Raw genomic sequence first — 1,394 nt, forward strand, 5'->3', positions numbered from 1 at the left:
GGGGCTGTCTCGCTAAGGGTGTTTTCGGCGATCTTGGTTAGTAGGTTTCAGCAGGTGGGAAGCGGTCGCTGAAGGTGATGGCGAAGGCGTTCAACGCGGGTTTCCAGCGCATCGTCCATCGGGTTCTGCCTGCTCCGGTGGGATCCAGGGACCGGGTCACCAGGTACAGACACTTCAACGCGGCCAGTTCGTTGGGGAAGTGGCCGCGGGCCTTCACGGCCCGCCGGTAGCGGGCGTTCAATGACTCGATCGCGTTGGTCGAGCAGATGACGGTGCGGATCTCCACGTCGTAGTCGAGGAACGGGATGAACTCGGCCCAGGCGTTGTCCCACAGGCGGATCACCGCCGGATACCGCCCGCCCCACTTCTCGGCCAGGTCGTCGAACGCCGCCCGGGCCGCCTGGGCGTTCACGGCGGTGTAGATCGGTTTGATGTCGTGTTTCACCTCGTCCCAGTACTTGCGGGAGGTGAGCCGGAACGTGTTGCGGATCAGATGAATGATGCAGGTCTGCACGATCGTTCGAGGCCACACGTTCGTGACGACCTCGGGCAGGCCTTTGAGGCCGTCGCAGACGAGGAAGAACACGTCCTTGACGCCCCGGTTACGCAGGTCGGTCAGCACGCTCATCCAAAACTTGGCGCCCTCACCGCCGGTGCCGGCCCACAGGCCGAGGATGTCCTTCTCGCCGTCGAGGGTGACCCCGATCGCGGCGTAAAACGGCCGGTTCGCGACCTGCCCGTCACGGACCTTGACCACGATCGCGTCGATGAACACCGCCGCGTAAATCTCATCCAGAGGCCGGCGCGACCAGTCGGTCATCTCCTCGATCACCTTGTCCGTGATCCGCGAGATGGTCTCCTTACTGACCGAGGCGCCATAGATCTCGGCGAAGTGCGCACTGATCTCGCCGGTCGTCAGGCCCTTGGCATACAGCGACAACACGACCTCGTCGACGCCGGACAAACGCCGCTGCCGCTTGCGGACGATCTGGGGCTCGAACGTGCCAGCCCGGTCCCGCGGCACGTCAATCTGCACCGGGCCGGTGCTGTCGGTCAGCACCGTCTTCGGCCGGCTGCCGTTGCGGATGTTGCCCGAGCCGGCGCCGTCGGTTTCGTGTTTGGCATAGCCGAGGTGCTCGGTCATCTCCTCGTTCAGCGCGGTCTCCAGGACAGTCTTGGTCAACTGCCGGAGCAACCCGTCCGGGCCCGTCAGCGACAGCCCTTGTTCCTTGGCTGCCCGGACCAGCTCGGCGGCGGCCTTCGCCTCCGCCGACGGCTCGGTCCGCTTCTTACGTCCAGTCACATCGTTCTGTGTCGCGGTCATCACGGCACCCTCCTCACCAGGCACAACGCCTGGCAGGTCAGGCCGGAAACACCGTTAGATCCACAGTCCC

Annotated in this window: 1 protein-coding gene; it reads right to left on the bottom strand. The window is 64.8% G+C overall.

What is annotated here, in order from left to right; all coding sequences use genetic code 11:
• Positions 1–37 precede the first annotated feature (37 nt).
• A complete protein-coding gene (locus tag ABZT87_RS31395; protein WP_355140092.1) occupies positions 38–1,324 on the bottom strand; it encodes an IS256 family transposase in 1,287 nt (428 codons plus the stop codon).
• Positions 1,325–1,394 lie beyond the last annotated feature (70 nt).

The sequence above is a fragment of the Micromonospora sp. NPDC005237 genome, assembly GCF_040607775.1.
Taxonomy (GTDB): domain Bacteria; phylum Actinomycetota; class Actinomycetes; order Mycobacteriales; family Micromonosporaceae; genus Micromonospora.

Coding starts and splice junctions, on each gene's coding strand:
- ABZT87_RS31395 (WP_355140092.1), bottom strand. CDS start 1,324: ATGACCGCGACACAGAACGATGTGACTGGACGTAAGAAGCGGACCGAG.